Origin of the sequence: Streptomyces sp. NBRC 109706 (genome assembly GCF_000974485.1) — a bacterium.
Classification (GTDB): Bacteria; Actinomycetota; Actinomycetes; order Streptomycetales; family Streptomycetaceae; genus Streptomyces.
The window spans coordinates 1-25,576 of the sequence record NZ_BBOM01000006.1; the positions used below are offsets into that span (position 1 = coordinate 1).

Consider the following 25,576-nt stretch of genomic DNA (forward strand, 5'->3'; position numbering starts at 1 on the left):
CTACCCGTCGTCGCCTTGGTAGGCCATCACCCCACCAACAAGCTGATAGGCCGCGGGCCCATCCTGCACCGCAAAAGCTTTCCACCAACCACCATGCGACAGTTGGTCATATCCGGTATTAGACCCAGTTTCCCGGGCTTATCCCAAAGTGCAGGGCAGATTGCCCACGTGTTACTCACCCGTTCGCCACTAATCCCCGGCCGAAACCGGTTCATCGTTCGACTTGCATGTGTTAAGCACGCCGCCAGCGTTCGTCCTGAGCCAGGATCAAACTCTCCGTGAATGTCTACAAAAGGCATCTCACGAAGGATGTTCGAACATCCTCGCAAAAATACAACAAAAATCTGGCATTGACTTTTGGCACGCTGTTGAGTTCTCAAGGAACGGACGCTTCCTTCGAACCTCTTCCAAGGCCCTCCGGGCTTTCCCTTCGGTGTGTCCACTACTTTAGATCCAACCCCCGCCGAATTCCAAATCCGGCCCCGAAGCATCTATTCCAGGCACGCCGAAACAGACCCTCACGGGTTCAGGCTTTCACAAAGTAGGCGCCACACATGGTGGCAGAGTTGCGCCCTTGACGAGCGCTCGGGCAACGTTACGCGTTCACCCCAACGGCGTCAACTCGGGGTTGGCCGGGGGTTCAGCCGGGGCCGGGCAGGGCGAACTCGGCCCAGACCGCCTTGCCGCCCTCGGGTAGCCGGCGGGCGCCCCACTCGGCCGCGATGCTGGCGATCACGGCGATGCCACGGCCCGCCTCGTCCGCCGGCTCCGCCTGCTGGTGGCGGGGCAGATGCTCGTCCCCGTCCGTCACCTCGACGATCAGCCGGCGGTCGGTGCGGCGCAGCCGGAGCCGCATGGGGGCGCGGCCGTGTTTCAGGGAGTTGGCGACCAGTTCGCTGGCGGCCAGCACGCCCCACTCCCGCAGCTCCTCGGGGAAGCGCCAGCTGGCGAGGACCCCGTCGGCGAAGGCGCGGGCGCGTGGGGCCGCCTCCACCCCGCCGAGGAGTTCGAGCGCGGCGCCCCGGAACAGGTCGGCCTCCTCGCCCTGGCGCTCCGGGCAGGTGAGCACCAGCACGGCGACATCGTCGTCGTGGTCCTCGGTGATGCCCAGGGCGCGCAGCAGTCGGTGGCAGATGATCTGGGGGCTGTCGCCGGCGCCGGCCAGGGCGCGTTCCAGGGCGTCGAGGCCGACGTCGATATCGGCGTCCCTGCGTTCCACCAGGCCGTCCGTGTAGAGGACGGCCTGGGCGCCGGGTCGGAAGGGGACGGTGCCGGAGGCGTGGATCCAGCCGCCGGTGCCCAGCGGCGGGCCGGTCGGGTCGGTGACCCGGTGCACGGAGCCGTCGGGATCGCGGATCAGCACCGGGAGATGGCCGGCCGACGCATAGGTGAGGGTGGCCTCGTTGGGGTCGTAGACCGCGTACACGCAGGTCGCGATCTGGCTGGCGTCGATATCGGCGGCCAGTCCGTCGAGGAGTCCGAGGACCTCGTGCGGGGGAAGGTCGAGGCGGGCGTAGGCGCGGACGGCGGTGCGCAGTTGGCCCATGACGGCGGCCGCGCGGACGCCGCGGCCCATCACATCGCCGATGACCACGGCGGTGCGGCCGGCGCCGAGGGTGATCACGTCGTACCAGTCCCCGCCGACCGCGGCCTCCAGGCCGCCCGGCTGGTAGGTGGCGGCCACCCGCAGATCGTCCGGCTGTTCCAACTTCTGTGGCAGCAGGCTGTGTTGCAGGGTGACGGCGGCGGCGCGCTGCTGGCTCTCGCTCTCCCTGAGGCGTTCGGCCGAGACCACCTGGTCGGTGATGTCGGCGGCGAAGACCAGGACGCCACGCTGGGCGCGGTCGGTGCCGGGCCCGGTGAGCCTGATCGGGGTGCAGGTGAAGGTGAAGTAGCTGTCGCGGTGTTCGCCCGGGACGCTGCGGGACTTCATGGTGCGTGGGGTGCCGCTGCGCTGGACCTGCTCCATCAGGGGGAGAAGGCCCAGCTCGACCAGTTCGGTGAGCGCTTCGCGGGCCGGGGCGCCGGGCTGGCGGGAGCCGAAGAGGTTGGCGTATGCCTCGTTCACATAGGCGACGCGGTGGTCGGGGCCGTGGACCACGGCGACCGGGGCCGGGACCTGTCCGAGCAGTTCGTGGACGGCGAGGGCGTCGACGCCGGGGCCGGCCGGCTGGGCCTTGCCCGACTCCCTGGGCTCGCCGCGGGCCGCCGGCACGCCGCCGCCCGGCTCCTGGCCGGCGCCGGTCTGGCCCTGTGCGCGGCTCTCGGTGGCGCCGTGCCGCCGCTGTGCTCCGGGCAGCCGGATTCCCCAGCGCGTCAAATTCACAGCGTTCCGACCTGCTTCGTTCTTGGGGTGTGTGCTGTCTTCGTTGCTCTTCGCTGCGTGGCGTCCCACCCATGGTCACATGACCGGGGTCGGCCCTGGCCCTGGGACGAGACCGGTCAGGGGCGCTTTCGGCGGCGGCCCGGATCGGCCGCCAGCTCGAACTCGGCCCGTGGGTGTTCCAGGGAGCCGAGTGAGACGATCTCACGTTTGAACAATCCCGCAAGGGCCCATTCGGCGAGAACGCGCGCCTTGCGGTTGCCGGTGGGCACCCGGCTCAGGTGGTAGACGCGGTGCACCAGCCAGGCGGGGAACCCCTTGAGACGTCTGCCGTAGACGCGGGCCACGCCTTTGTGCAGGCCGAGCGAGGCGACGGAGCCCGCGTGTCGGTGGCGGTAGTCGGTGGTGGGCTTGCCGCGCAGGGTGGCGGCAAGGTTGTCCGCGAGGCGTCGCGCCTGCCGGACGGCATGTTGGGCGTTGGGGGCGCACAGCGGTGGACGGGCGCCGGTGTGTGAGGGGTGGGCGCCGGGCGCGTTGGCTCCCGTCGGGGTCTCGTGGGGGGCGCGTTCGCGGATGGGGCCGTCCGGGTCGGCCGGCTGGTCGAACGCGGTGGGCGGTGGCGTCGGGTCCGGGCCGGGGGCTACGGCGTCGGCCCTGGCACCGGCGCTGGCACCGGCGCTGCCGCCTGCTCTGTCGGCGGCGGCGAGGTCGGGCACGGCGGCGGCGTCGCCGGCGGCCCAGACATGGGGGACGCCGCTGACCCGGAGATCGGCGTCGCAGCGGACCCGTCCCCGTTCGTCCAGCGGCACCCGGCACTCGGCGAGCACCGGATGAGGTTTCACTCCGGCGGTCCAGACCAGGGTGCGGACCGGGTAGCGGGAGCCGTCGTCCAGGACAACGGTGCCCCGCTCATAGCTGACCAGGCGGGTGGTGAGGCGAACGTCGATATTGCGCCCCCGAAGTTCGCGCACCGCGTAGCCGCCCATCTCGCGGCCGACTTCGGGCAGGATGCGGTCGGTGGCCTCCACCAGCAGCCACTTCTGCTCCTCGGGCCGGATGTTGGGGTAGTAGCGGCAGGCGTGGCGCGCCATGTCCTCCAGCTCGGCCAGTGCCTCCACGCCCGCGTAGCCGCCGCCCACGAAGACAAAGGTGAGGGCGGCGTCCCGCACGGCGGAGTCGCGGGTGGAGGAGGCGATGTCGAGCTGCTCCAGCACGTGGTTGCGCAGCCCGATGGCCTCCTCGATGTTCTTGAAGCCGATGCCGCCCTCCGCGAGCCCCGGTACAGGGAGTGTCCGTGCGAGGGAACCGGGGGCCAGCACCAGTTCGTCGTAGACCAGCCGGAGGGGCTCGCTTCCCGCCTCCGCGCCCGCGGCCGTGCGCACCATGACCGTGCGGCTCTCGGGATCGGCACCGATGATCTCGCCGGGGAGGATTCGGCAGTGCGGAAGCACGCGGCGAAGAGGAACGACGACATGGCGAGGGGAGAGGGAGCCGGCGGCGGCCTCGGGAAGGAAGGGCTGGTAGGTCATATAGGGATCCGGGCTGACCACGGTGATCCTGACGTCGCCGCTCCGCAGCCGGCGCCGCAGCCGGCGCTGGAGGCGGCGCGCGGTGTAGAGCCCGACATAGCCGCCGCCGGCCACGACGATGTGCGCGGTGTGCTTGGTCACCCGACCATGAGGCACCGGGAAGCGGAGTTTTGTCCACAGCTCGGGCGGGGCGTCGCTCCGTTCCGGGCGAGTCCGAGGCGACGGCCGTGGTGATACATCTCGCTACGTCCGCGTCTGACGGGTGGTGCGCGGTTCTGGTGGGTTCGGGGAGTTTGACGCGGTCTGTGGCGTCGGGTTCCTCAACTATGTTCGTACACGTAGTGGAAGCGGTGGAAGCGTTCCAACCGCTTCTTCGATGAACGGGCCCGTGGCCGCGCCGGTGGGCGTGGGACGCGGGTCTCGGGGGGTCAACATGCGTATCAGGGAATCAGTCGACGGTTCGGACAGCGCGGCGGCGAGCACGGCGCCCGCCACCCCGTGGCAGGGCGGCGGGCCGCGCTCGGCGCCGCTGCGGGTGGACGCGCAGCGCAATCTGCGCCATGTGCTGAGCGCGGCGCGGGCCGTCTTCGGCGAGCAGGGGTACGGGGCGCCGATGGAGGAGGTGGCGCGCCGGGCCCGGGTCGGGGTGGGCACGGTGTACCGGCGCTTCCCCAACAAGGAGGCGCTGGTCCGGTTTATCGCGGCCGAGGAGACCCAGCGGCTGACGGAACGGGCGCGGGAGGCGCTGGCCGTCGAGGACGAGCCGTGGCGCGCGCTCGCCGGCTTTGTCCAGCGGTCGGCCGCGGCGGGCGCGGGGCGGCTGCTGCCGCCCGAGCTGCTGGCGGTCGGCGGGACGCGCGGCGACCGGGTGCCGCCACAGCGGGCAACGGGTGCGCCGGGAGCGGGACCCTCGGCGGGGGGACCCTCGGCGGGGGGCGGGGCCAATGGTGCTTCCGGTGCCGCGTCCGGTGGCGCTTCCGGTGGCGCGCGGGAGGCCGGGCCCGTCAGGGGCGACGAGCCGAGTCCGCTCGTGGACTCGGGTGAACTGCTTTCCGCCGTCGAACAGTTGGTGGAACGGACCCGGGCGGCCGGCCAGTTGCGGGCGGATGTCACGGTCGCCGACCTGCTGTTGGTGATAGCGACCACGCCGCCACGGCTCGACGATCCGACGCGCCAGACGGCCGCCGAGGCAAGGCTGTTGGAGATACTGCTCCAGGGGCTACGCGCCGGCGGACGATAGCGGACGCGCGCCGGGGAAGCGCGCGGGAAGTGGGGAAAGCGCTCGGCACACCGCCCGAAAGGGTGGTTTGCCGGGCGCTGCTCCGTCCCCGTGGCCCCGGCGTGGCAGCCTGACGACGGTGCTGACACCTTGTAAATAACCTTTGCTTCGCACATGACCGCTGCCGATGTTGAAACCGCTGCCGACCGTGGCACCTGGCAATAGGGGCTGGCCTGATGGAACTTGACGGGCGCGACAACCTTTCCGGCGAGACCACCGTGCCCCGACAGCGCGAAGGCGGCGGGAGCGCGGGGACGGTCGGGAGCGGCGGCGAGGGAACGGCCGACCTGGAGCTGGTCGACCGCATCCGACGGGGCGAACAGGAGGCGTACGACGAGCTGTACCGGCGCCACGCCGACTCCGTACGCCGCTACGCGCGAACGTGTTGCCGGGACGCGGACACCGCTGACGATCTGACCAACGAGGTGTTCGCCGCGACGCTGCAGGCCGTTCGCGGCGGCGCGGGACCGCGCACGGCGGTACGTGCCTATCTGCTCACCTCGGTCCGCCGGGTCGCGGCGGACTGGGCGCGGACCGCCAAGCGGGAGCAACTGGTCGAGGATTTCGCGGCGTTCGCGCTCTCCGACGCGGCGGCCCGCGCGGGCCGGGCCAACCCGGACGAGCTGGCCGCCGAGGTGCGGGCCATGCGGGAGGCCGAACGCTCCATGGCGGTACGGGCGTTCCGCAGCCTGCCGGAGCGCTGGCAGACCGTGCTGTGGCACACCACCGTCGAGGAGGCCACCCCGAAGGAGGTGGCGCCGCTGCTCGGGCTCACCCCCAATGCGACGGCGGTGCTGGCGCATCGGGCCAGGGAGGGCCTCAAGCAGGCGTTCCTCCAGGAACATGTGAGCCTCACCCTCACCGAGGGCGGCGAATGCGCCGGCTACGCCGACCGGTTGGGCGCCTACGCGCGCGGCGGGCTGCGCACCCGGGCCGAACGTGGGCTCCGTCGCCATCTGGCGGAGTGCGCCAACTGCGCCAGCGCGGCCTCCGAGGTGCGGGCGATCAACGAGAACATCGGAGCGGTGCTCCCGGTGGCCTTTATCGGCTGGTTCGCGGCCGAGGCCGGCGGCAAGGGCGTCCTGCTCTGGGGCGGCTCCTCGGGAGCGGCGGCCGCGGGCGGGGCGGGCGGGGGGGGTGCGGCCGGTGCCGCCGGTGCCGGCGGCGGTTCGGCGGCGGTGAGCGAGGGTCTCGGCGGGCCGGTCAAGGCCGGTATCGCCTCAGGTGTGTTGGCCACGGCGTTGGCCACCGTGCTGGCCCTGGCGTTGATGGGCGGCGACCCGGCGACGACACCGGAGGCTCCGCCGGAGGCCGCCGACCACAAGCCGGCCCCGCCGGCGCCGGAACCCGAGCCGGAACCCGAACCCGAACCCGAACCTGCCCCGGAGCCGGAACCGGAACCGGAGCCGGAGCCGGAACCGGAGGTTGAGCCCGAGCCGGAACCGCCGGTTGAGCCGACCCCGGAGCCCGAGCCGGAGCCGGAACCCACGCCATCGCCGACGCCGACGCCGGAACCGCCGGTGGAACCGACTCCCGAGCCGGAGCCTGAGCCGGAGCCCGAACCCACGCCGCCCGCGCCGCCGGCCGTCGAGCCGTACCAGCTGCGGGAGTTGGCGTTCGACGTGCTGGGCGGAACGGACGAGCCGACGGTGCGCCTGGGCGCGAGCACCCCGCCATGGCAGCGGGACAGCCTGAGCATCGGCGGCGTGAACCACTCCCACGGGATCACCGTCCCCGCGCGGTCCTCGGTGCTGATCGACCTCAACCGGGACTGTCTGAGCTACCGCGCCCAGGTCGGCGTCGACGATCTGACGCGCGCCTTCGGCCCGGTGGTCTTCACCGTCTACGGGGACGGCGCCCAGCTGTGGCGCTCCCCCGAGATCTCCGGCGGCGCCCCGGCGACACCGCTCTCCGTCGACCTCAACGGCGTCAGCGAACTCCGCCTGGACGTCGAACCACGCGGCACCTTCGGCGAGTTGGCCCTGGCCAACTGGGCCACCAGCGAGATCGCCTGCGGCTAGGCCAGGCCACGGGGTCGCCTGCGGCTGGGCTAGGCCGTCCCACCCACCCACCCACCCACCCCGGCGCGGGGCGGGGCGGGGCGGGGCGGCCGCGCGCCCGGGCTGGCCGCCCCGGGCAGACACGTGCAACAAACCGGGCCGCGCGCGGTGCGGCGGCGTCCGCCCGGCAGCGGCCTGCCGGAACAAGTCCGTTGCGCGATCGGACAATCCGGCCACGCAGTACAGCGTCCAGCCGAACCAAACCACCGGACTGACCCGTTGCACGTACCGACTGCGCGCAGTGCGGCGGCGTCAGCCCGGCAGTGGCCTGCCGGGAAGGCGCGTCACACGGAAGCCCCCGAGCCCCGCCGGACGCTCCCGCCGGCCCGTCGCACCATCTTGCCGCGCGCGGAGGGCGCGTCCGCCCGAAGCAACCCACCGGGCAGGCACGTGGAACGAACACCCCGCGCAGCGCAGCGTCCGCACAACCAACCAGCCGAGCCTGACCCACCACGCGACCGGGCCACACGCAGTGCGGCACGGCCGGGCAGGCAGGTGGAACAACCAGGCCGGCCACAGCGCGGCTTCCGTTGAACGCCCCGGCCACACGCGGGGACACGTCCGCCCCAACCGACCCACCGGGCCGGACCGTTGAGCCATCGAGCCAACGCAGACCCGCTCGTTGAACAAACCCGACCGCTCACAACGCGGTACAAGAACGTCCGTCGAACCGCATCCCCAAACGGTTTCGTCGGCGGCGCGTACCCCCGGTGGCTGCCGGCTCCCCGCAGGGGTCAGCGGGGGACGCCGCTGGTGACGGCGCGGGGGTCGTGGTTGCCCTCGGCGGTCCAGCAGGAGCCTCGGCGCATCAGGAGGCGGCGGAGCCAGAGTTCGGTGGAGACCAGTTCGCCGAGGCCGTCGAGCGGGAGGGGTTCGCCCTGGGCCGCCGCCCTGAGCGCCTTGCGGACCACGCGTGCCTCGACGAGTCCCGCGTCGGCGAGCAGGGGCGCGTCGAAGAGGTCGACGAGTTGGCCGACATGGGCGCGCAGGCCGGCGCGGACGGATTCGGTGTGGGCCGCCGCGCTGGTGGCGCCCCAGCCCGCCGGGAGGTCGCGGACGCCGGCGCCGGTCAGGACGGCGCGCAACACGTCGGCGCGCGCGCCCGGTTGTACGCGCAGGCTCTCCGGGAGTGCCTGGCAGGCGCGCACCACCTGGTTGTCGTAGAACGGGGCGTGCAGCCGCTGGTGGCGCAGTTCGGCGGCCTGCTCGAAGACCCGGTGGTCGGCGGCCTGGCGGGCCAGCACGGCGCGGGCGCGGCGGACTCCGGGGCGGCCGGCCATGGTGGCGCTGCGTGGGCTGGCCGCGACCGCGTCGAGCCGAATCGATACTTCCGCCAGTGCCTCGCCCGTCAGCCAGCGGGCGGCGGGCCCCGGGCGGCACCAGGCGAGCGCGGAGAGCGAGGCGCCGAGCGCGCCGTCGGCGGTCAGGGCGTCGTCGATGGGCTGTCTGAGCAGCCCCGCGGCGCTGGACAGGCCCTCGTTGTAGGGGGTGCGGGCGAGGCGGCGGGCCGCGCGGTAGACCGTGAAGGGGACCAGCATGGAGCGGCCGCCGCCCCCGCTGGCCTTGGCCAACGCGGTTGCGGGGCGCAGCAGATGGCGGCGGCGGCGGTCGAGGACCAGGTCCGCCAGTCGGGCGGGGTGCGCGTCCAGCACCTCGCGGGCGCCGTTGCCGATCAGGTGGTCGGCGCTGCCGGCGGCGAGGCGGTAGCGGTGGCGGGCGGCGAGAATGAGGGACGGGCCCGGCTCGTCGGTGAGCGGGCCCGTTTCCAGGTCGCCGTAGGGGAGGGCGCTCTCGCCGCCGGCGACCACCACGTGGTGGAGGCGTGGGTTCTCGGCGATCAGGCGGGCGCGTTCCAGCTCGGCGGCCAGGGCGGCGGCGCCGATGCCGGTGCGTGGGGTGGAGAGGTCGTTGAAGGTGACGGCGAGGAGTCGTTCGCCGGCGAGGGTGGCGCCGGTGCCGTAGACGGTGCCCGGCATGCCGGGCAGGCCGGCGGCCAGCAGGGCGAGGGTGCCGGAGGCGCTGCCGCCGGAGAGGTCGGCGCCGACGCCGGCCGCCGGGTCGGGGCCCGAGCGGGCGGCCCTGCGGTCGTCGGGGCCCATGCCGGGGACGGGCCCGCCGTCTCTGGCCGGGGCGTGCCGGGGGGCGGCGAGCCGGGTGCGGACCGCCTCGACCAGCGCCTCGCGGACGCCGGCGACGGCGGCCTCGCGCTCGACCGGGGGCGCGGCGACGACCAGCGAGGTGGCGGGCTCGTAGTCGGAGATGTCGCGGCTGCCGCCCTCGCGCAACAGCAGGGCGTGGCCCGGCGGCACGCGGTTGACGCCGTCGTAGGGGGTGCCGTCGCCGACGGCCTCCGGGGATTCGGGGCAGGCGAGCAGGGCGCCGAGGTGGCCGACGTCGAGTTGGGCCTCGGTGAGGTCGGCGAGCGGCAGGGCGGCCGTGGCGTAGGCGGTGCCGCCGGCCCAGTCGGTGTGGAACACCGGGCGGCTGCCGGCGAGGTCGGCGGGGATCACGGTGCGGCGGCCGAAGCGGGCCACGGCCGTGTAGCTGCCGGGCCAGGTGGTGAGTTGGCGGAGCGCGCCGGCGCGGGCCGAGACCAGGGCGCGGCGCAGCGTGGCGTCGTCGGCGCCGCAGTAGCCGAAGACGGCCAGGTGGGTGTCGCCGTCGGCGTAGACCAGGCGGATCTCGTCCGGGCGCCAGTCGCCGACCGCCCAGAGCGGATCGGGGCCCTCCCAGAGCAGTTGGGCGCCCAGCGGCTGGATGTCCCTGGCAGCGCTGGCGGAGGCACCGCTCCACCCGACCAACCACCGCATCGCCGCCTCCCCCACTGAAGATTCGGGCCTTGTGGTCCCGCGCGGACCAGTCGCCGTCACGTAGGTGTTGGGGCCAATGCTGCCATGGGTGTGGGGTGAACGGGGCATACCGGGGAGGTAGTTCGCCTGGTGTGGCGAACCACCTCGGATGCGCGTGGGTCCGTCAGGGCCGTTGCGGGAGTGCTGTGATCACGGTCAAAGGTAACCGGTTGTTTTAGGCCAAACTCTGGCTGGGGCACGGTACTTGATCGACTGACGCGGGGGTCCGGAGATCTTGTGGTCCGGGAGACGCTGGCTGTCTCCCGGACCACACCGCCGTCCGCGGGGAATGAGACGACGGCTTCCCCCGACCCGCCGACCTTCACGGCAGCGGGCCGACCCACGCGCAAACATCGAAGCGCTCCCCCTCGGAACTGCCCAGAGCGCACACCCGGGCGCACGGCCACATGCCGGGAGCACAATCACCGGGGCGGGCAGCGCTCGTACTGGGGTACGGACATAATCCCGCCATCCGGCAATCACCCCCTTAACGGTAAGCAGGCGGCGAACTACGCTGGGTTGGCGGAGGCACGGAAGAGCCCTGCGCTGGTCGTGGGGCTGCCGTTGGTGTGTCAGGGGTGCGCGCATGTCCAGGGAGCAACGCGGGCCGAACGAGAAGCTGGGCGCGGTTCTCGCCCTTGCGGGGATCAGTAACGCCGGTCTCGCCCGCCGGGTCAACGACTTAGGCGCGCAGCGGGGTTTGACGCTGCGATATGACAAGACGTCCGTGGCCCGATGGGTGACCAAGGGGATGATCCCGCAGGGTGCGGCGCCCCATCTGATCGCCACGGCCATCAGCAGCAAGTTGGGCCGTCGGGTCCCCTTGCACGAGATCGGGCTGGCGGACACGGATCCGGCGCCCGAGGTGGGCCTCGCCTTCCCCCGTGACGTCCGGGGTGCGGTGGACGCGGCGACGGAGCTCTACCGCCTCGACGTTGCCCCGGGCAAGGGCATCTGGCAGTCACTCGCGGGTTCGTTCACGGTCACGGCATATGCCACGCCGGTATCCCGCTGGCTTATCAATCCGGCCGACGCCTATGTGGGTCGGGCCGCGCAGGGCCAGGGTCCGCCGGCCGCCGGGCGGGTGGGGCATTCGGATGTCTCAAAGCTGCGGGAGGCGGCCGTCGAGGCCAGGCGGTGGGACTCCAAGTACGGCGGCGGGGACTGGCGTTCCTCCATGGTGCCCGAGTGTCTGCGCACGGACGCGGTGCCGCTGCTGCTCGGCTCCTACGCGGACGACGTGGGCCGTTCGCTGTTCCGGGCGACCGCCGAGCTGACCAGGCTGGCCGGCTGGATGGCCTTCGACACCGGTCAGCAGGAGGCCGCGCAGCGGTACTACATACAGGCCCTGCGGCTGGCCAGGGCCGCCGCCGACGTTCCGCTCGGCGGCTATGTGCTGGCCTCGATGTCGCTGCAGGCCACCTACCGCGGCTTCGCCGACGAGGGCGTCGATCTGGCGCAGGCCGCGTTGGAGCGGAACCGCTCGCTGGCCACCGCGCGCACCATGAGCTTCTTCCATCTGGTGGAGGCCAGGGCGTTGGCCAAGGCCCATGACGCGCCGGGCTGTGGGGCCGCGCTCTCGGCGGCGGAGAGCTGGCTCGAACGTTCGCGGGAGGGCGACGGGGACCCCGGCTGGTTGGACTTCTACGCCTACGACCGGCTGGCCGCCGACGCGGCCGAGTGCTATATCGACCTCAAGGTGCCCGGCCAGGTGCGGCGGTTCACAGAGCAGGCGCTGTCCGAGCCGACGGAGGAGTTCGTCCGCTCGCACGGGCTGCGGCTGGTGGTGGCGGCGGTGGCGGAGCTGGAGTCGGGGAACCTCGACGCCGCCTGCGAGGCCGGGGCCCGCGCGGTGCGGGTCGCCGGGCGCATATCGTCCGCGCGCACCACGGACTATGTCCGCAACCTGCTGCACCGGCTGGCGCCCTACGGGGACGAACCGCTGGTCAAAGAGCTTCAGGAGCAAGCTCGTCCGCTCCTGGCCGCTCCGGCATGACCAGGCACATGACACCGGCACAGGCAGCCGGTCCAACGGTCGCCCCGGCGGTCCGGCTCAGCGCTCGTAGGCGTGCAGCCGGAGGGTCGGGGTCTCGGCGGCGAGGGCGGTGAGCAGATAGAGCTGGTGCTCGTCGAAGGCGGCGACCCGCCGGTGGTCGGCCAGCTCGGCCGAGAGCGGAACGCCGCCGACGTCCGCCCGTTCGCCCGTGGCCCAGTCCAGCGTGAACACCAGCAGCGCGCCGCCGTCGGCCGGCTCGGCCAGCAGCGGGCTGCCCGCCTCGTCGACGCCCAACAGCTGGGTGCCGGCGGGGAGTTCGGCCGTCCACCGGATCTCCCCCTCGGCCAGGCCATAGCCCGCGACATGCAGCACGCCGTCATCGGCCTCGGAGGCATCGGAGCCACCGGCGGCATCGGCGGATTCAGATTCAGATTCGGATTCGGATTCAGGGGAGCCGGTGTCGTCCGCCCCGGCCGGGTTCACCGGGACATAGGCGGTGAAAAGCACCTCACCGGTCACCGCCGAATGCGCCCCCGGCAGCGGTCCCGGGCTCGGCTCCTCGCCGTCCGGCCGACCGATCGGATGCCGCCACAGCACCTGCCCGGTCTCCGCATAGGCCACCAACTCCCCGCCCTGTGACAGCAGTACCGGATCGCCGGCCAGGATGCCGTCGATCTCGACCCGGTCCGCCTCCGCCGCCTGGTAGCTCCACTCCCATTCGCCGGTGTCGGCGTGGTAGACGCTGACCTCGTCGCGCGGCGGCTCCCCGAGGCAGCGGCTGCGCACCACGATCCGGGTGCCGTCCTGATGGACGGAGCGCGGCAGCCGGTTCTCCGTGCAGCTGCCCTCGGCGCCGTCCGGCGGGGACGGCAGCGGCAGCTCCTCGCCGGTGTCGCCGACCAGCCGGTGGAACGCGTCGGGGTGACCGTCCGCGTCCAGGCTCACCGAGACGGTGGTCTCGCCCATCGCGACGGTGGCCTCGGCCGGTCCCTCGGCCGCCGGTTCGCCTTCGGGGGTCGGCAACTCGCGCCACCAGCGCGTCGTCCCGTCCGTCACATCCAGCACGACCAGCAGCGTGCAGCCGCCCGACGGGGACCGGTGGAGCACCGCGCCCAGGCCCGCCGAGTTGGCCGTGTCCGAGGCGGCGCAGGGCGCGCCGGCCGTCGGCGGCGGCGCCAGCTCCCAGACCTGTCCGCCGTCGACCGTGCGATAGCCGTGCACCCCGGTGGCCGTGACCAACGCCACGGTCGGATCGTGCGGCCAGAGCCGGATCGGCTCGGCGTCGGGGCCCGCCACCGGGGCCACCACCCTCGGCGCGGCCCACAGCTCGGCCAGCTCGCCCGGCTCCCCCGGCCCTCGCGTCTCGGCCTCGCCGGCCTCGGTCGGGGTGACGGACCCCGCCGCCTCCCCCTCCTCGCGGCTGAACACCACCACCCACACCGTCAGCAGCGCCAGCAGCACCACGCCCACCGGCGCCACCATCAGCCAGAACCGCCCCTCACCCTCCGCCATCACGCCCTCCCCCCGATCGTGCGACGACCACTCCGAGCGTCCCTGACCACCTGGCGACGCGTCCCAGCCAACCCCCTTTTCGTCCCATGGTCATCTCATCGGACGTAACCGCTACGGTGGGTGGTTCCTCCGCCCCGCGCCATCGAGGGCGCCGTACCATCGAAGGCACTGTGTCCGAGACCTCCACCGCGCCCACCTCTGCCGAGAGTGCCGAACCCGACAAGCCCGCCGGGAGCGCCAAGGCTGCCATGACCCGCGAGCCGGTCCGCATGTTCCCGCCGGGTGCCGGCCCCGCCGCCGACCCCACGGCCGGCACCGCGCCCGACCGCGCCATCCGCAGCTTCCAGCCCCGGCGCAGCCGGGTCACCCCCAGCCAGCGGCAGTCGCTGCTGCGGCTCTGGCCGCGCTGGGGCGTGGAGATCGACGGCCGCACCCGCCTCGATCCGGCCGAACTCCTCGACGGCCGGCCCGTGGTGCTGGAGATCGGCTTCGGCATGGGCGAGGCGACCGCCGAGATGGCGGCCGCCGATCCGGACACCGGCGTTCTCGCGGCCGATGTGCACACCCCGGGCCAGGGCAACCTGCTGCGGCTGGCCGAACGCGCCGGCCTCGACAACGTCCGGGTGGCCAACGGGGACGCGATCCTGCTGCTGCGCGAGATGCTGCCCGAACGTTCGCTCGCCGGCGTGCGCGTCTTCTTCCCCGACCCGTGGCCCAAGACCCGGCACCACAAACGGCGGCTGGTCCAACCGGCCTTCGTCGAGCTGGTCGCCTCCCGGCTGGTGCCGGGCGGCACGCTGCACTGCGCGACGGACTGGGAGCCCTATGCCGAGGCGATGCTCGAAGTGCTCGACGCCAGCGAGGCGTTCGAGAACACCGCGCCGGACGGCGGTTTCGCGCCACGCCCCGCGCACCGGCCGCTGACCCGCTTCGAACGGCAGGGGCTGGCCAAGGGCCACCGCGTCCGGGATCTCGTTCACCGCCGCCGGGACTGACGCCGCCGCTGGGCCTTAAGGTCGAAGGGTGCGCCTCCCGTTCCCCCCACCTTGCGGCGCCGCGCGGCTGCGCGCCCCGGCGATCGGGGGCGCGTTGGCGCTGTGCGGGCTTGTGGTGGGCGTGGTCATCGGCCGCGAGACCGGGGGCCTCGGGCTGCTGGTCGGGCTCGGCCTCGCCCTGCTGCCGCTGCCCGTGCTGTTCGCCGCCTACCACTGGCTGGAGGCCGTGCACCCGCGCGGCTGGCGGGAGTTGGCGTTCGCCTTCGGCTGGGGCGCCTGCGTCGCCACGCTGTTGGCGCTGGCCGCCAACGGGCTCCTCGTCCGCCTGCTGACGGACAGCCCCGCGCGGCTCTCCCCCAGCAATCCGGACACCCTGGAGATCACGGTGATCGCGCCCATGGTGGAGGAGACCGCCAAGGCCGCCGTGGTCGGCTGGGTCTGGCTGCGCCAGACGCATCTGGGGCACGGCGTCCTCGTCGGCCTCGCCACGACCGGCGCCTCGGCGGCCGGGTTCGCCTTCACCGAGAACGTGCTCTATCTGGGCAGCGCGTTCGCGCAGGACCAGGAGTTGGGCCAACAGGGCATCTGGGACTCGGCCATCGCCGTGACGTTCTTCGTGCGGATGGTGGTGGCCCCGTTCGCGCACCCCATGTTCACCGCCGTCACCGGGCTCGGCTTCGGGCTCGCCGCCATGCTCGCGCCCGGGCGGCGCCGGCTGCGCCTGGCCCTGCCGGCGCTCGGCCTCGGCCTGGCGATGGGCCTGCACTCGCTGTGGAACGCGTCCACGTCCCTGAGCCTGCTGGGCTTCGGCGCGGTGTATCTGCTGCTGATGGCGCCGACGTTGGTCCTGCTCTGCCGGGTGGCGGTCTCCGCGCGGCGGCGCGAACTGCGCGTGGTCCGGCGCACCTTGACGCACTATGCGGCGGCCGGCTGGCTCGCGCCGCAGGAGCCGCAGGCGCTGGGCTGCGCCCGGGCGCGGGCCAGGGCGCGCCGGCTCGGCCGCCGCGCCCACGGCCCGGCGGGCGCCCGTGCGGTCGCCGACTACCAGGCGGCGGCCACCGAGTTGGCACTCCTCCGCGACCGCGCCACCCGCGGTTTGACCAGCGGCGACTTCGCCGCCAGGGAACGGGATCTGCTCCGCCGCCTCTGGACGCACCGCCCCCTCGCCGCGCCCCTCACCCTCGCCCCCGACGAGCGGTAGACCCCGGGGACCGCCCGGATCGCTGGGCTTCTTGTGGCGGGAGAGGACCAAGTGGCAGCATTTGGCCCGACGGGAGAGGTATGCGACCACCAGACAAGTCACCGGGTCGGGGCGTGGCCGAGGAGTCCTTCGACGCCTTCTACGCCGCGAGCGTCGGCCGGCTCATCGGCCAGCTCTACGCCATGACAGGCGATCTCGCCGAGGCCCAGGACGTGGTCCAGGAAGCCTTTGTCCGCGCCTGGGAACGCTGGGCCGCGATCGATCTGGACGGCGCTCCCGAGGCATGGATCCGCACGGTCGCCTGGCGGTTGGCGGTCAGCCGCTGGCGGCGGGTCCGCACCGCGCTCGCCTTCGCCCGGCGGCAGGGCCCACCCGCCACGGTGCCGCCGCCCGATCCGCAGCATGTTCTGCTGGTCGAGGCCCTGCGGCGGATACCCGAGGCACAACGGCGGGCCGTGGTGCTGCACCATCTGTGCGATCTGTCGGTGGAGCAGGTGGCCGCCGAGACGGAGTGCCCCGTCGGCACGGTCAAATCGCAACTGAGCCGGGGGCGTACGGCGCTGGCCCGGCTGTTGGCCGATACTGAACTGGATCCGCGCACGGACCGACGGTCGGAGGTGCGTCATGACTGACCAGACCGAGTTGGGGCACCACCTCGCCGAACTCGCCGACTCAGGTCGGCGGACGGCCGTGCCGCTGGCCGCGGAGCGGATCCGCGCGCACGGTGAGCGGCGCATGCGCCGCAGGCGAACGGCGCTGGCGTCCGGCGGCGCGCTGCTGGCCGTGACGCTGGCCGTGGGCGGCCTCTCGCTGGCCCGGGGCGACCAGGGGCCGGAGCCGCCCGCCGTCGACCCGACGCCGACCGCCTCGCCGTTCGTCCCGCCGACGCCGGCCCCGGGGGAGGAGTACGGCAGCGAGCTGGGCTATGTCCACGGCGCGGTGGCCAGCGGGGACACCGTGCGGATCACCGTCGAGCAGGTCCGTTCGGTGCCGGGCGCGCTGACCCCCACCGGTGTGGTGCACACGCTGGCCCTGCCGCGACACACCCCGGTGGAGGCCAGGGAGTTGGCCGGTGGCGACCCGGCGGATGTGGAACTGGGCGAGCTGGTCGACGAGTTGGCCGGTGAACCGCGGTGGGTGTTCGCCATCGACTACGACAGCGAGGGCCAGGTGCGATCGCTGCGGGAGGCGTACTGGCTCACGGAGTGAGCCGGGCGCGGTGCGGCCGAGTAGAAAGCCGACTAGAAACTCGTCGTCCGGGGATGCAACCCGGGGGCCGGGTGGCGCGTAGAGAACATGAATCGCGACCATTCCTGATCCCAGGGGGAACGTTGAACATGTCCAACTCACGCCGTCGGGCCGTCCTGCGCTGCGTCACCGCCTTCGCCTTCGGCGCCCTGGTCCTGACCGGCTGTGGCGGCGGCGAGGACGACTCCGCCGCGCCCGAGACGTCGACAACGCCCGCCCCTTCGGACGACGGGTCGGCCTCGTCCGACGCCGCCGGCGGCGACCAGGACCCGGATGACACGACCGAGGACGACGCGGCCCAGGACGACACGTCGGAGTCGGGGTCGGAGTCCGGGTCGGGGGCGGACGACACCTCGGGGTCGGACGACACGGCTCCCTGGGCCGGCACCAAGCAGTTCGTCCAGATCGAGGACAGCTGGACCAGCGAGGGGCAGACCTATCTGTCGGTCAGGCCGGCCCAGAAGGAGGCGCTCACCGAGCCGCACGAGGCATGGGTGGTCGTGCCGAGCGAGGGGCCCTACACCACCGTGCCGGTGGCCGATGACGCCGTGGTCATGCTGTCGGTCCCGCTCGGCGACGCGTCCCAGGCCGCCTCGTACTCCCAGGACGAGTTCGTCAGCCGGCTGACCGCCCAACCGGCCTCGGCCCGCCCCGGCCTCGGCTACGACCTGAGCTTCGACGGAGCCGGCCAGGTGACCAGGCTGGAGTCCCTGTACATGTCCTGACCCGACCAGCCGGGGGGGCCGGGCCCGACGGGCCTAAGCCCCCCGCAGGGGCGCGCGGAGGGAGGTGGTCAGGCCGTTGTGGTGGCGGGCGTGGGCGTGGAGCCACTGGGATTCTTCGGGGCGGAGGCGGCCGGGCAGCAGCAGGCCGACCAGGTCGATGGTGGGGTTGACATCGAGGTGGTCCAGCAGGCGCAGCAGGGAGAAGCCGGTGCTGGGGTCCAGCGCCCAGCGGGGCTCGCCGAGCAGGGCCGGATCCCGGACCGGGTGGCTCAGCGAACGGTCGCCGAGGTAGGTCTGGGCGGCCGGCACCAGCCGGAGGCTCACCGCCTCGGCCCAGGCGTCGGCCCGCTCGCCGAAGACCAGCCTGACCTCGGTCGGCCGGCGCCAGCCGGGGCCGTCGCCCCGGTGGGAGACGGCGTGCAGATCGGAGCGGGTGCCGGTGCCGGGCGGATGCGGCGCGGCGGAGTCCAGCCGCATCACCAGGTCGTAGGAGTCGATGCGGCTGCCGAGGCCGCTGGCCGCGACCTCCTCGCCGCCGCCGACCACGCAGACCGAGCGGTCGGCGAGCCAGTCGCGCAGGCCGTCGGCCGTCAGCGGCTCGGGGGCCGTGGCCAGCACCGGGCCCTGGCCCGGTGCGCCCGCCAGGGCGCGGTGCCGGCGGTAGGCGTCGCTCGCCTCGACTGCCCGGCCGTCCGCCGCCAGCGCGCGCCCACGGAGCAGCCATGCCTGGTCGGAGCGGGCGCGCAGCGCGACCGCCGCGTCGGCGAGCCGGCGCGCGAGGCGCACCTGGCCGGCGGCTATGGCGCTGTCGGCGGCCGCCAGCAGCGCGGCGAACGAGCGGTCCTGGCAGGGCTCGACGGCCGCCCGCTCCCTGACCAGCTCGCCGATGGCGGCGATCAGCCGGGGCTGGTCATGGGGGCGGGTCGGATCCGTCAGATGGCCGGCGCACTCCCGGACGCAGCCGGCGAAAAGATCCTCGGCCCGCGCGACGCTTCCGGGCCAGGGGTTCGCGCGGTGGCCGGACCTGACCCTTCTGATGGCCTTCATGGTCGCGACCTTCCCGCGCCGGCCCCCCGCCCGCGTTGCCCCGAGGCACCGACGAGATGAACGTTCCCTGACCGAACGGATCGCGCGGGAGGCGGCTCAGACCGTGCTGGCCTCGTCCAGGAGCTTGGTCTCGGCCTCGGTGAGGCGCAGCCGGGCGCCGGCGAGAAGCGGGGCCAGCTGCTCGACCGTGCGGGCACTGGCGATGGGCGCGGCGACCGTGGGCCGGCCGGCCAGCCAGGCGAGCGCGACGGAGGCCGGCTCGATCGAGCGATCCTCCGCTATGCCCAGGAGCGCGGCCAGCACCCTCGGCCCCTGGGCGGTGTCCAGATAGCGGGCGGCGCCGCCGGCCCGCTGGCTGTCGACCTCCGCGCCCGGGCGGTACTTGCCGGTGAGGAAGCCGGAGGCCAGCGCGTAGTAGGGCAGGGCGGCCAGGCCCTGGCTCGCGGCCAGCTCGGCCAGCTCGCCCTCGTAGGTGGCGCGGGAGACCAGGTTGTAGTGCGGCTGGATGGCGACATAGCGGGCCAGGCCCTCGCGCTCGGAGAACTCCAGGGAACGGGCGAGCCGTTCGGGCGCGATATTGGAGGCGGCGATCTCCCGGACCTTGCCCGCGGTGACCAGCTCGTCGAGGGTGGTGACGATCTCCTCGACGGGCACCGACTCGTCGTCGAAGTGCGTGTAGAAGAGATCGATACGATCGACGCCGAGGCGGCGGAGGGAGGCGTCGGCCGCGCGCCTGATGGTGTCGGGGGCCAGGCCCTTGGCATCCGGATGGCCGCCGGCCTTGGTGGCGATCACGATGTCGTCGCGGCGGCCCCGGCGGGCCAGCCAGCGGCCGATGATCGTCTCGGACTCGCCGCCCGCGTTGCCCTCGACCCAGGCGCTGTAGACGTCGGCGGTGTCGACGAAGTTGCCCCCGGCGGCGGCATAGGCGTCGAGCACGGCGAAGGAGGTCGGCTCGTCCGCCGTCCAGCCGAAGACATTGCCGCCCAGGCAGAGCGGAGAGACCTGAAGTGAACCCACGGCATGGGTCGTTGCTGTCATGACGCCAGCCTAGGGTCGCGGTTGTTAACAGGGGTTGAACGGCCGGGAGAAGATGAACCGGTGACCCTGGCGTCGGGGGGCGCCGCCAGAGTCACCGGCGTTCATGGGGGCCGTCAGACGGACAGGCCCTTGTCGCGCAGCCAGGTCAGCGGGTCGATCGCGGTGTCCCCGCCCGGCCGCACCTCAAGGTGCAGATGGGGGCCCGAGGAGTTGCCCGTGGACCCGACGAGGCCGATGGTGTCCCCGGTGGTCACCTCGGCGCCGGCGGAGACGTTCATCGAGGAGAGGTGGCAGTACCAGATCTCCGTGCCGTCCTCCAGCTCCACGATGATGCGGTAGCCGTAGGAGCCCGCCCAGGCGGCCTCCTTGACGACGCCGGTGTGCACGTTCTTGACCGGGGTGCCGGTGGAGGCGGCGAAGTCGGTGCCGGTGTGCGTGGACTGCCACATCGAGCCGCTCTCGCCATAGCCGGAGGTGAGCCGGAAGCTGCTCAGCGGCAGCGTGTAGCTGGCGCGCAGCTCGGCCAACCGCCGCTCTTCCTCAAGGCGGAGCCGCTCCTCCTCCTCGGCGCGCAGCCGCTCCTCCTCGGCGATCCGCTCGGCCTCGGCCAGGGCGGCGGCCTCCTCGACGGCGGCGGTCCGCGCCTGCTGGACGGCCTCCGTGCGCGCCTGGATCTCGGCGCTGGTCTCCTGCTGGTCGGCCTGCTGGAGGATGCGGGCGCGCAGCGCCTCGCCGGCGTCGGCGCGGCCGGACTCGACCTCCGCCTCGGTGAGGCCGGCGCTGGTGAACACGGCGGTGGTGGCGGCCGGTTCGGAAGCGCCGGTGTCGACCAGCGAGCCGAGCAACGGGATCTGCTTGACCTTGTCGGCCGCGCCGCTCATGCCGGGGACCGAGCCCGCGCCCTCGTCGTTCGCGGTGGCCATGCCACCGGCGCCGACGGCGGCGATCACGCCGACGCCGAGCACGGCGCGGCTACGGGCGATGGTGCCGCCGCGCTGGCGGCCGACGCGGTGCCGGCCACGGACCGGGCGGAGCGTTTCCTCGCTGGGGTTCCATTCGGCGATGGACTCGTCGTCACCGACCTTGGGGCCGTAGTAGGACGGGTGGGTGCCGTAGGCGGTGCCATAGGCGCCGAGGGTGTCCTGGGGGGTGTGCTCCACGGGGCGTGGGGCATCCAGGGAGTCCACGGAGGCGTGCCGATTTGACGCCACGGGGGCGTTCTCCTTTCCTTCCTTCTCGCCTACCGGGTTAGCTGACGGGTTCGGAGCAGGAAGGTCTCCTACGGGCGGCTGGCGGGTGGTCCCCCCGGCCGTCCGATTCACCCCAAGTGGTGGTTCCCCGGTTCCTTTGGTGCGTTGGTGACACACCCGCCGGATTCGGCGATGCGACACGGCCCCGTCTCCTGCGACGGCGGTGACTACCGCGCTGCGTTATCGAACGTTAATAGACGGGACCACTGGATTCCAAGTGGCTACGGCAAAAACCCGCGAGATCCAAGGGGATTTTCAACCGCCAACTCCAGCAAAACGGACATAATTTCAAACCGGTGTGGGCTGTCTCGCATTCTGATGGTGCATCAATCGTTATGCGGAGCGAGGCTTCCCTCTTACCCAGCGTGATCTTCGGCTCCGGGCGCCCCCTCGCCCAACCGGCCCTCGCCCAACGGGTCTTCGTCCAGCCGGCCTTCGAGCGCGCGGGGCAGTCGGCGGTGCAGGTTCTCCGCCGTCGTCCGGGCGTTCTGGCCGGAGCCGCTGGTCAGCATGGCGGTCACCTCCTCCTGGATGATCGCCGAGAACTGCTGGTAGTACGGCGTGGCGGGACGCGCTCGGGCGCCGTCGAGCGCGCACCACAGCAGCGCCGCGTACTCCTCGCGGTCGGGCCGCCAGGGCTCGTCGGGAGGCAGCCCGCTCCCCCGCTCCACCGGACGCGGACGCGCGCAGTCCGGCGGGTCGGCGGCACCGTGCTCGCCGATGCCGTACGCCGCTTCGAGCGCGGGCGCGAACCCGGCCTCCAGCAGCCGTTCCTGGTTGTCCCGGTCGGCGGTCAGAAAGCTGATCAGCCGCTCGGCCATCTCGGCCCTGGGGCTGTTGGCCGCGACGGCCAGGCTCTGCCCGCCCAGGGCGCCGGGCCCCGGCAGGGTGGTCGCCCCGAGCCGGATGGCGGGATCCGCCCGCTCGGCCACCCGGTTGAGCGCGAACGGCCAGTTCCGCATCAGCGCCGGGCCCGCGCCCGGCCGGCCGTCCCCCTCGCCCCCGGCGGGCACGGCGAACACATCGATGGCCGCCGACTCGTCCGCGTCCAGGGAGGCGGCGCTGATCCTGGGCCCGCCACCGTCGGTGTCGGCGATGGTGGCCAACTCGGTGAGGCCGCGTTCCAACTCCTCGACCCGCCCGACATAGGCGCCGCGCCCGTCGACCAGCTCCGCGTCGGGGACGACGCTCCACAGCGCTTCGAGGGTGTTGACGGTCAGGCCCTCGTAGGGCCGCAGCTGGGTGACATAGACGCCCTCGCCCCGGGTCACCATGCGCCGGTAGACGGCCGACAGCGGCCCGTTCCGCACATCGGTCGGGCTGATGAGGTCGTCGCGGTAGTAGAGCAGTCCCACGTCCGTGTTGAACGGGACGGCGTAGAGCCGGTCGCGCCACCATCCGCCGGCCGCCGTGTCGGCGACGAACGCGGGGGCGGCCAACTCCTCGTCCAGCTCGGCGATCAGGCCGGCCTCGGCGAACTCGGGGATCCAGGTGACATCCAGGTTGAGCACGTCGTACCGCGCCACCCCCGACTGGAGGCCGCCGATCAGCTCGGCCCGCTGTTCGTTGGCGGTGGCCGGCAGTTCGACCAGCTCGGCCTTGACGGTCGCGACCTCGTTCCACCGGTCGATCAGCGCCCGCCGCACTCCCCCGTCGGGGCCGGTCAGATCGGAGCCGCTGACCACCACCAACGGAACGTCGTCCGGTGGGACGGGCAGCGCCGGCCCGTCCGGGTCCAGTGGGCCGCCGCTCACACAGCCGACGGCGAGGGCCGGCAGCACGGCCGCCACGACTGTTCTTCCGAGACTCCCTCGGGTTCGTCTCATCCGCGGCCTCTCCCTCCGACGGTGCGCAACAGACCGGCCAGTTCGGCGGGTTGGTCGCTGCCGAGGTCGGCGCAGGTGTGGACGCCGGTGAGCGAGGCCAGCGCGCCGGATCCCCGGCAGACGTTGTCCGAGACAGAGACCACCGCCAGGGTGTGGTCCCTGTCCCCGAGCACCAGTTCGCGCCCCGCCGCCGGATCGGTGCGGTCGCCGTTGTCCGTGATCAGCACCAACACCGTCTCGGTGGGCCGGCTCCGCGACGACGCCAGCAGATCGAGGGCAGCGAGCCCCGGCTCGACCAGCGAGACGGCGCCGCGCACGGGGGTCAACTCCGCCCAGGCGGCGTCCAGTTCGTCGTCCGAGTGGCGGTCGAACTCCAGCAGCGTGTCGTAGGAGCCGACGCCCCCGGACGCCGCGCCCGGCGTGCTGAGCACCGCATACCGGTCGTCCTCGTCCAGCACGTCGACGGCCGCCTCCAGGGTGGCCCGTACGGTCGCCCGGTTCCCCCCTGCGGTCGGCTCCTCGCCCCCGGGGCCCAGCACCGATTCGGAGACATCGACGACAAAGGCCACATCGAGCGGCACATGGGGCGGCGAAGCCTCGTCCAGATGGCCCGCCACCGCCGCCTGGTCCGGTAACGCCATCTCCACCAGGGGCAACCGCTCGAACTGGGCGGAGGTGCGCAGCCGGTCGGGCAGCGAGGTGCTGTCAAGACGCTCCAGCCGCGAGGCGTCCTCGCCCGGCCATACGGTGGGTTCCTCCTCGGCGTCCGCTCCCTGCCGGAAGCCCTGCGCGGCGAGCGCGGCCCGGCCGGCGTCCGAGGTCAGCCAGTCGCGCAGCAGCGCCACCGCCGCCTGCCGACCGCGCCCGTCGGCGTCGGCGTTCGCGTCGCGCCAGTGCACCGGGACAAAGGTGAGGTCCAACGCGGGCACGTCCGATGGGTAGTACGCGTGGTAGCCGCTGCCGAGCCGGGAACGCCAGTCGTCGTCCTCCGGGAGGCAGGCCAGCGGCTGCTCGCTCACCAGCGTCAGCATCGTCAACTCGGTGATCAGCAGCGGCGGCGGTTCCGAGGCGGGCCCGCCGTCGCCGCTCTCCGTCCCGTCCGTCGCGTCCGTCCCGCCCGTCGGCGTCAGGGAGCACAGCAGCGCCGCGTCGTCGTCCGCGACCGGGGACGCGCCGTCGTTGTAGGTCGCCGAACCCGCCGCCATGCCGTGCAGCAGCGCGGCATCGGACGAATCGGGCGCGGCGCGGTGCGGGTCCCGGTCGAGCACCGCCAGCAGCGCGGCCAGCTCGACGCCCGAACGGGGCACCCCCGACAGCGGGCCATAGGTCGCCAACACCGCCGGGCTTCTGGCGACTTCGACCGGATCGCCCAGGTAGAGGCGGCTGGCGGCGGAGAGCGTGGCCGGCCGCACCCGTTCCACCGGGAGCGAGCTGGCCGGCAGCCAGACATCGGGCAGCGGCCCCACATCGCGCAGCAGCTGCGGGCAGCGCCACGCGGCCTCCTCCGCGCAGGGCAGCCCCGGATCGGCCCAGTACTCGGAGTAGGTGAAGGCGTCCACCACGTCGGCGCCCGGCGCCCCGTACACCTCGACCACCACGCGGCGACAGTCGTCGTCCGCCGGCGCGATCCGGTCGGCGGCCGCTGCCTCCGGCTGGAACCCGGCGAGCGCACGGCTGAGCGGCTGCTCGTACTCGGGCGTGGTCAACACCCGTAGCTGCAACGGGATCGGGCAGTTCGACGCGGGATAGCCGTCCTCGTCGACGACCCGGCCCAGCACGCCGAGCGTGGTCAACGCGACCACCAGCAGCAGCCCGAGCGCCAGCGGACAGGGGGACAGCCGCTCCCTGGCGCCGACCAGCGCGGCCCGCAGCCGCTGCCCCAGGGCGCGGCCGCCGCGCAGCGCCCCGGTCAGCGCGGCGCGCGGCCGACCGGGCGAACGAACGGCATGGGAGAGCACCGTCCGGTCCCCGCCCGGCTCGTAAGTCAGTTCGGGCTCCCAGAAGTTGGCGTAGGCGTCGCCACCGGCGGTCTCCCGGTGCCGCCGCGCGGCGTCGCCCAGCTCCCGCGCCAACTCGGCGACGGTCACCGGCCGGTTCGCGTCCCGCGCCGCCCGCAACGCGTCGATCAACGCGGCGGTGAACGGGGTGGGCCCGGTGCCGTCGCCCTTGAACTGGTCGACCATCGGGCCGCACGAGGTGAGCAGCGCGAACGGGCGGCCGAACTCCCTTTTGTCATCGCGCTGTTCGAGATGCGCCTGACCCGAGTAGCAGCAGTCCAGGATCACCACCACCCGCCGGGCGCGCGAGGTGCGCAACGTGTCCCGCAGCCAGGCGTAACTGACCACCTCGGACGGCTCCAGCGGCAGCGAGGCGTCCCCCGGCAGCAGATGGAGCCGCCGCCCCGCGCCCCTGGGGCCCGGCTCCGACTGGCCGTGCCCGGTCACATAGACCAGCAGCAACTCCCGTGCGCTGAAAGCGGCTTCGCGCACCGCCCGGCGCACCGTCCGGGCGTCGACTGCGGCCTCCACCCGCCCCTCGGGGAAGACCGCCTCGCCGTCCTCGTCCAGCGCGAGCAGCGCGTCGCGCAGGCCGAGGAGGTTGTGACGCACCCCCGGGATATCGCCAAGCCGCGGGTAGTCCGACCCGCCGATCAACAGAATCCGCGAACCCCGCGCGGACGGCACCTCGCCCATGG

The 25,576-nt window shown here is 73.3% G+C and carries 17 protein-coding genes, 1 rRNA gene and 1 riboswitch; of the genes, 8 read left to right on the forward strand and 10 right to left on the reverse strand.

The annotated features are described in order from the left end of the window. The 3 genes from AOM46_RS10320 to AOM46_RS10330 all read right to left on the reverse strand — a co-directional run. Window positions 1-283, reverse strand: a 16S ribosomal RNA gene (locus tag AOM46_RS10320); the annotation flags it as partial. A 357-nt stretch (window positions 284-640) separates the two neighbouring features. Beyond that, the gene (locus AOM46_RS10325) at window positions 641-2,326 is read right to left on the reverse strand and encodes a SpoIIE family protein phosphatase (RefSeq protein WP_062208825.1); all 1,686 of its coding nucleotides are present in this window, start codon (window positions 2,324-2,326) and stop codon (window positions 641-643) included. Window positions 2,327-2,442: 116 nt separating this feature from the next. Continuing rightward, complete coding sequence (locus AOM46_RS10330) at window positions 2,443-3,993, reverse strand: FAD-dependent oxidoreductase (protein ID WP_107080044.1); 1,551 nt, start codon at window positions 3,991-3,993, stop codon at window positions 2,443-2,445. A 292-nt stretch (window positions 3,994-4,285) separates the two neighbouring features. Between AOM46_RS10330 and AOM46_RS10335 the strand changes: the two genes are divergently transcribed. Then, window positions 4,286-5,092 (forward strand): TetR/AcrR family transcriptional regulator, encoded by an 807-nt coding sequence (locus AOM46_RS10335; RefSeq protein WP_062210640.1) that lies wholly within the window; start codon window positions 4,286-4,288, stop codon window positions 5,090-5,092. Between the two features lie 215 nt (window positions 5,093-5,307). After that, on the forward strand, window positions 5,308-7,152 hold the full coding sequence (locus tag AOM46_RS10340; RefSeq protein ID WP_062208830.1) for a sigma-70 family RNA polymerase sigma factor: 1,845 nt from the start codon (window positions 5,308-5,310) through the stop codon (window positions 7,150-7,152). A 773-nt stretch (window positions 7,153-7,925) separates the two neighbouring features. Here the strand turns inward: AOM46_RS10340 and AOM46_RS10345 are convergent. Then, window positions 7,926-10,001: an asparagine synthase-related protein gene (locus AOM46_RS10345; RefSeq protein WP_062208833.1), complete on the reverse strand. Its 2,076-nt coding sequence runs from the start codon at window positions 9,999-10,001 to the stop codon at window positions 7,926-7,928. Between the two features lie 625 nt (window positions 10,002-10,626). Here AOM46_RS10345 and AOM46_RS10350 point away from each other — a divergent pair. Next, complete coding sequence (locus AOM46_RS10350) at window positions 10,627-12,036, forward strand: hypothetical protein (protein ID WP_062208836.1); 1,410 nt, start codon at window positions 10,627-10,629, stop codon at window positions 12,034-12,036. A 57-nt stretch (window positions 12,037-12,093) separates the two neighbouring features. Here the strand turns inward: AOM46_RS10350 and AOM46_RS10355 are convergent, their stop codons facing one another. After that, the gene (locus AOM46_RS10355; protein ID WP_062208839.1) at window positions 12,094-13,548 is read right to left on the reverse strand and encodes a PQQ-binding-like beta-propeller repeat protein; all 1,455 of its coding nucleotides are present in this window, start codon (window positions 13,546-13,548) and stop codon (window positions 12,094-12,096) included. A gap of 170 nt (window positions 13,549-13,718) precedes the next feature. Here AOM46_RS10355 and trmB point away from each other — a divergent pair, with 170 nt between their 5' ends. The 5 genes from trmB (at window position 13,719) to AOM46_RS10380 (ending at window position 17,717) form a co-directional block, all read left to right on the forward strand. Next, window positions 13,719-14,543, forward strand: a complete 825-nt coding sequence (trmB, locus tag AOM46_RS10360; RefSeq protein ID WP_062208842.1) for a tRNA (guanosine(46)-N7)-methyltransferase TrmB — start codon at window positions 13,719-13,721, stop codon at window positions 14,541-14,543. A gap of 121 nt (window positions 14,544-14,664) precedes the next feature. Then, on the forward strand, window positions 14,665-15,744 hold the full coding sequence (locus AOM46_RS10365) for a PrsW family intramembrane metalloprotease (protein ID WP_158920360.1): 1,080 nt from the start codon (window positions 14,665-14,667) through the stop codon (window positions 15,742-15,744). A gap of 80 nt (window positions 15,745-15,824) precedes the next feature. Continuing rightward, window positions 15,825-16,376 carry a SigE family RNA polymerase sigma factor gene (locus AOM46_RS10370; RefSeq protein ID WP_062208848.1) on the forward strand — a complete coding sequence of 184 codons (552 nt, stop codon included), beginning with the start codon at window positions 15,825-15,827 and terminating at the stop codon, window positions 16,374-16,376. Then, the gene (locus tag AOM46_RS35825) at window positions 16,369-16,953 is read left to right on the forward strand and encodes a hypothetical protein (RefSeq protein WP_062208851.1); all 585 of its coding nucleotides are present in this window, start codon (window positions 16,369-16,371) and stop codon (window positions 16,951-16,953) included. The genes AOM46_RS10370 and AOM46_RS35825 overlap by 8 nt, the downstream gene beginning before the upstream one ends. Window positions 16,954-17,081: 128 nt before the next feature. Further along, entirely contained in the window at window positions 17,082-17,717 is a 636-nt protein-coding gene (locus AOM46_RS10380; RefSeq protein ID WP_234313728.1) for a hypothetical protein, read from the forward strand. A gap of 33 nt (window positions 17,718-17,750) precedes the next feature. On the opposite strand, the gene AOM46_RS33930 is transcribed toward AOM46_RS10380, so the two are convergent. From AOM46_RS33930 to AOM46_RS10405, 5 genes are all read right to left on the reverse strand, one after another. Further along, window positions 17,751-18,764, reverse strand: coding sequence for a hypothetical protein (locus AOM46_RS33930; RefSeq protein WP_062208857.1), 1,014 nt, complete (start codon window positions 18,762-18,764; stop codon window positions 17,751-17,753). Between the two features lie 96 nt (window positions 18,765-18,860). Next, window positions 18,861-19,805, reverse strand: a complete 945-nt coding sequence (locus tag AOM46_RS10390; RefSeq protein ID WP_062208860.1) for an aldo/keto reductase — start codon at window positions 19,803-19,805, stop codon at window positions 18,861-18,863. A gap of 113 nt (window positions 19,806-19,918) precedes the next feature. Then, window positions 19,919-21,016, reverse strand: coding sequence for a M23 family metallopeptidase (locus AOM46_RS10395; protein WP_078856693.1), 1,098 nt, complete (start codon window positions 21,014-21,016; stop codon window positions 19,919-19,921). An 11-nt stretch (window positions 21,017-21,027) separates the two neighbouring features. Then, a riboswitch (cyclic di-AMP (ydaO/yuaA leader) is annotated at window positions 21,028-21,197 on the reverse strand. Between the two features lie 214 nt (window positions 21,198-21,411). Beyond that, the gene (locus AOM46_RS10400; protein ID WP_062208864.1) at window positions 21,412-22,845 is read right to left on the reverse strand and encodes an extracellular solute-binding protein; all 1,434 of its coding nucleotides are present in this window, start codon (window positions 22,843-22,845) and stop codon (window positions 21,412-21,414) included. A gap of 32 nt (window positions 22,846-22,877) precedes the next feature. After that, window positions 22,878-25,574 carry a caspase family protein gene (locus tag AOM46_RS10405; RefSeq protein ID WP_062208867.1) on the reverse strand — a complete coding sequence of 899 codons (2,697 nt, stop codon included), beginning with the start codon at window positions 25,572-25,574 and terminating at the stop codon, window positions 22,878-22,880. Between the last annotated feature and the right edge of the window lie 2 nt (window positions 25,575-25,576).